The 4,358-nt window shown below is 73.7% G+C and carries 5 protein-coding genes; 3 read left to right on the top strand and 2 right to left on the bottom strand.

Annotated features, from left to right (window positions below; translation table 11 throughout):
* Positions 1 to 35: 35 nt before the first annotated feature.
* Positions 36 to 1,163, top strand: coding sequence for a mandelate racemase/muconate lactonizing enzyme family protein (locus LCE31_RS37315; RefSeq protein WP_225022507.1), 1,128 nt, complete (start codon positions 36 to 38; stop codon positions 1,161 to 1,163).
* Between the two features lie 202 nt (positions 1,164 to 1,365).
* Entirely contained in the window at positions 1,366 to 2,034 is a 669-nt protein-coding gene (locus LCE31_RS37320; RefSeq protein WP_225022508.1) for a COG4315 family predicted lipoprotein, read from the top strand.
* 68 nt (positions 2,035 to 2,102) lie between these two features.
* On the opposite strand, the gene LCE31_RS37325 is transcribed toward LCE31_RS37320, so the two are convergent.
* Positions 2,103 to 2,447, bottom strand: coding sequence for a MazG-like family protein (locus LCE31_RS37325; protein ID WP_225022512.1), 345 nt, complete (start codon positions 2,445 to 2,447; stop codon positions 2,103 to 2,105).
* 132 nt (positions 2,448 to 2,579) lie between these two features.
* Between LCE31_RS37325 and LCE31_RS37330 the strand changes: the two genes are divergently transcribed.
* Positions 2,580 to 3,521, top strand: coding sequence for a D-2-hydroxyacid dehydrogenase family protein (locus LCE31_RS37330; RefSeq protein WP_225022510.1), 942 nt, complete (start codon positions 2,580 to 2,582; stop codon positions 3,519 to 3,521).
* Positions 3,522 to 3,580: 59 nt separating this feature from the next.
* Here LCE31_RS37330 and LCE31_RS37335 read toward each other — a convergent pair whose 3' ends face one another.
* Positions 3,581 to 4,318, bottom strand: coding sequence for an SDR family oxidoreductase (locus LCE31_RS37335; protein WP_225022514.1), 738 nt, complete (start codon positions 4,316 to 4,318; stop codon positions 3,581 to 3,583).
* Positions 4,319 to 4,358: the final 40 nt, after the last annotated feature.

Here is a 4,358-nt window from a genome sequence, read left to right on the forward strand (position 1 = left end):
GATCCCGCACCCGCCCCCACGCACCGAGGAGAAGAATGAAGATCACAGACGTCGACGTGCAGGTGGTCAACCTCCCCCTGGTCAACCCGTTCACCAGCTCGTTCGAGACCAAGACCGGCGAGACCCGCACCGTGGTGAGGGTCCGCACCGACGACGGCGTCGAGGGCTGGGGCGAGACCATGTGGGGCCGCCCCGTCGCCGCGATCGTGGAGTCCCTCGCGAAGGACCTGATCGGCACCAGCCCCTTCGCCCTTGAGGCCTTCCACCGCAAGCAGCACATGGTGCCCTTCTTCTACGGCTACCTCGGCTACGCGGCCCTCGCCGCCCTCGACGTGGCCTGCTGGGACGCGATGGGCAAGGCCACCGGGCAGTCCCTGACCGACCTGCTCGGCGGCCCGGTCCGCGACGAGGTGCCGATCACCGCGCTCATCACCCGCGCCGACGCGCCCGGCGCCAGCCGCGACGCGCTGCCCGGCGCGCTCGCCGACCACGCGGCCCGCGTCGTCGCCGAGGGCGGCTTTCGCGCCGTGAAGCTCAAGGGCACCGTCGACGTGGACGGCGACGTCGCCATCCTGCGCGCGCTGCGCGCCGCGCTGCCCGCCGTCGACCTGCGGGTCGACCCCAACGCGGCCTGGTCCGTACCCGATTCCGTACGGGCGGGGATCGCGCTTGAGGAACTCGATCTGGAGTACCTGGAGGACCCGTGCACCGGCATCGAGGGCATGAGCCAGGTGCACGCCCGCGTCCGCATCCCGCTGTGCACCAACATGTGCGTCGTACGGTTCGAGGAGTTCGCGCCCGCGATGCGGCTGAACGCGGTCGACGTGATCCACGGTGACGTCTACAAGTGGGGCGGCATCGCGCCCACCAAGGCGCTGGCCGCGCACTGCGAGACCTTCGGGCTCGGCATGAACCTGCACAGCGGCGGCGAACTGGGCATCGCGACCGCCGCGCACCTCGCGGTCGTCTCCAGCACCCCGGTGCTCTCGCGCGCCATCGACTCCATGTACTACCTGCACGCCGACGACATCATCGAGCCGCTCGGCCTCGCGGACGGCAGGCTGCGGGTGCCGACGGGGCCCGGCCTCGGCGTCAGCGTCGACGAGGACAAGCTGCGGCACTACGCGGCGGTCAACGAACGGGAGGGCGACCTCACGGGCTGACGCCGCTTCCGGGCCGCCCGGGTGGCCGTGTGGCGCACGTCACTCTCTCCTTCTTGAGCGGGTGCGCGGGACGCCGCGTAGTGAGAGACAAGACGCGCCACCCGGCCCCGGTTCCCGCCACGGGGCGACGGCGGCGGACGAGGAGCCCGGCCATCAGGGCCGCGCGGAACCCTCGTACAGGTCTCGTGAGGGGACGGTTCCGATGAATGGTTCGACGGCATCGCGTGGCAACGCGCGGATGAGCCCGGCGCGCGGGAGCGCGCGGGCGCCGCGCGGGTGGAACGGGAGGCGGGGCCGGGGGCCCACCGCGGCTCTCGGCCTGGTGCTCGCGGGGGTGGCCGCGTTCGCCGCGGCCTGCGGCGGAGGCTCCGACTCGGCCGCCGAGGGCGGGAGTTCGTCCCCGAGCCACGCGGCGGGCGGCAGTGCGAGCGCGCCCGCCGCGGCCGGGTCGGGCGCGGGGGCGGTGGCGGACATCCGCTCCACCGGCGGCGACCTGGGCACCCATCTCGTCGACGGCTCCGGCAAGACGCTGTACCTGTTCGTCAAGGACAAGGCGGGCGCCTCCCGTTGCACCGGGGACTGCGCCGCCGCCTGGCCTCCGGTCACGGCGAAGGCCGCGCCCAGGGCCGGTTCCGGTGTGACGGCGGCCAAGCTGACCCTCGTCAAGCGGTCCGACGGCACGACCCAGGTCGCCTACGCGGGCCACCCGCTCTACTACTTCGCGGGCGACACGGCCGCGGGCGACACCAAGGGCCAGGGCGTGGACGGCTTCGGCGCCAAGTGGTGGCTGGTGGGCCCGGACGGCGGGCAGATCACCAAGACGGCGGCGCCCACCGCGGCCGGCGGCGGAAGCGGCGGCGGGGTGTACTGACCCTCACCCCGAGGTCGGCGCGACGCACCCCGCGGTGGTCCAGCAGCCTCGGGCCCCCGTGGCGTTCCTCAGATCCGCGTGCGCTCGTCCACCCGCCGCAGATGCCCCGCGAACACCCGCGCGGCCTCCGGGGTGAGCGTGCGCAGCGCGACCATCGCCGTCACGATCACATCGCACAGCTCGGCCTCCACGTCGCCCCAGCTGTGGGTGACGCCCTTGCGCGGGTTCTGCCCGGTGGCACCGATCACGGCCGCCGCCACCTCGCCGGTCTCCTCGGTCAGTTTCAGCAGCCGCAGCAGCCGCTCCTGGTCGGCGGGGAGTGTGCTGCGCCCGTCGAGCCAGCCGTACAGGCGCTCCACCGCAGCCCACGGGTCCTGGACGGCCGGGGCGCTCTTCTCGGGTCCTTGATCCATGCCCGCAGTGTGCTCCATGCCCGGCCTGTCGTGCTCCAAGCCCGCCGTGTTGTGCTCCATGCCCGCCGTGTGACAGAGCGGACACGGGGCCTCGCCGCCGCCGGGGCGGCGGCTGCGGGTAGTTTCTGGCCCATGAGGATCGCAATTCTGGACGACTACCAGCACGTCGCGCTCGGCTTCGCCGACTGGGACTCCCTCGACGCCGAGATCCGGGTGTTCCACGAGCCGTTCGCGGACGAGGACGCGCTCGTCAAGGGGCTGGCCGGGTTCGACGTGGCCGTGGCGATGCGGGAGCGCACGCCGTTCCCCGCCGGTGTCCTGCGGAGGCTGACCGACCTGCGGCTGCTCGTCACCACCGGCAAGGGCAACCGCTCCATCGACATCGAGGCCGCCCGCGAACGGGGCCTCACCGTCGCGTACACCGGCTACATGTCGGCCCCGACCGCCGAACTGACCTGGGCGCTGATCCTGGCGGCCGTACGGAACGTCCCGGCCGAGAACCGCTCCGTGCGCGACGGGGGCTGGCAGACCCGAGTCGGCGGCGACCTGCACGGCCGGACGCTCGGCCTGCTCGGCCTCGGGCGTCTCGGCGCGCGCGTCGCGGAGATCGGCCGGGCCTTCGGCATGGAGACCGTCGCCTGGAGCCAGAACCTCACCGAGGAGCGGGCCGCCGAGCACGGGGTGCGCGCCGTCTCGAAGGACGAACTGTTCGCCACCGCCGACGTCCTGTCGGTCCACCTGGTCCTCAGCGACCGCACCCGGAGCCTGGTCGGGGCCGCCGAGATCGCCGCGATGAAGCCGACCGCGCTGTTGGTCAACACCTCGCGCGGGCCGATCGTCGACGAGTACGCGCTGCTCGCCGCCCTGCGCGAGCAGCGGATCGGCGGCGCCGCGCTCGACGTCTTCGACCAGGAGCCGCTGCCGGAGCACCACCCGCTGCGGGCCCTGGACAACGCCGTCCTCACGCCGCACGTCGGCTATGTCACGCGGGACACGTACGACGTGTTCTACCGCGACGCGGTCGAGGACATCGCGGCGTGGGCGTCCGGCGTGCCGATCCGCGTCCTGACCTGACGGCAAAGCGCCCCGGCGGCCGGCGGCCGGGCGGCCCCGGGCCGGACGTCCGCCGGCGCTCAGCCCCGGCCGATGAACGGCATCGCCGTCGCGAGGACCGTGGCGAACTGGACGTTGGCCTCCAGCGGCAGCTCCGCCATGTGCCGTACGGTCCGCGCGACATCCGCGACGTCCATCACCGGCTCCGCGGCGAGACGGCCGTCCGCCTGCGGTACGCCCCGCGCCATCCGGTCCGTCATGTCGGTCGCGGCGTTGCCGATGTCGATCTGCCCGCACGCGATCCGGTACGGCCTGCCGTCCAGGGAGATCGACCTGGTCAGCCCGGTCAGGCCGTGCTTGGTCGCCGTGTACGGGGCGGAGCTCGGGCGCGGCACGTGCGCGGAGACGGAGCCGTTGTTGATGATCCGGCCGCCCCGCGGGTCCTGCGCCTTCATCCTGCGGAACGCGGCCTGCGCGCACAGGAACGCTCCGGTGAGGTTGGTGCCGACCACCTTCTGCCAGGCGGAGAGCGGGAGTTCGTCGAACGGGATGCCGCCGGGGCCGAAGGTGCCCGCGTTGTTGAAGAGCAGGTCGAGGCGCGGGTCGAAGTCCGCGGCGGCGGCGAAGAGGCGCTCGACGTCGTCGGCGTCCGAGACGTCCGCGCCGACGCAGAGGACCCGGTCGGCCTCGATCTCCGCCCGGGTCCGCTCCAGCGCCTCGGGCCTCCGCCCGGCGAGCACCAGCGTCCAGCCGGCGGCGCCGAGTTCCCGCGCGACGGCCCGCCCGATGCCGGAGCCGGCACCGGTGATCAGGGCCACGCCGCCGGACGGGGACGGGGACGGGGACGGGGTCGAGGAC

Source organism: Streptomyces sp. 8L (assembly GCF_020176795.1).
GTDB lineage: Bacteria > Actinomycetota > Actinomycetes > Streptomycetales > Streptomycetaceae > Streptomyces.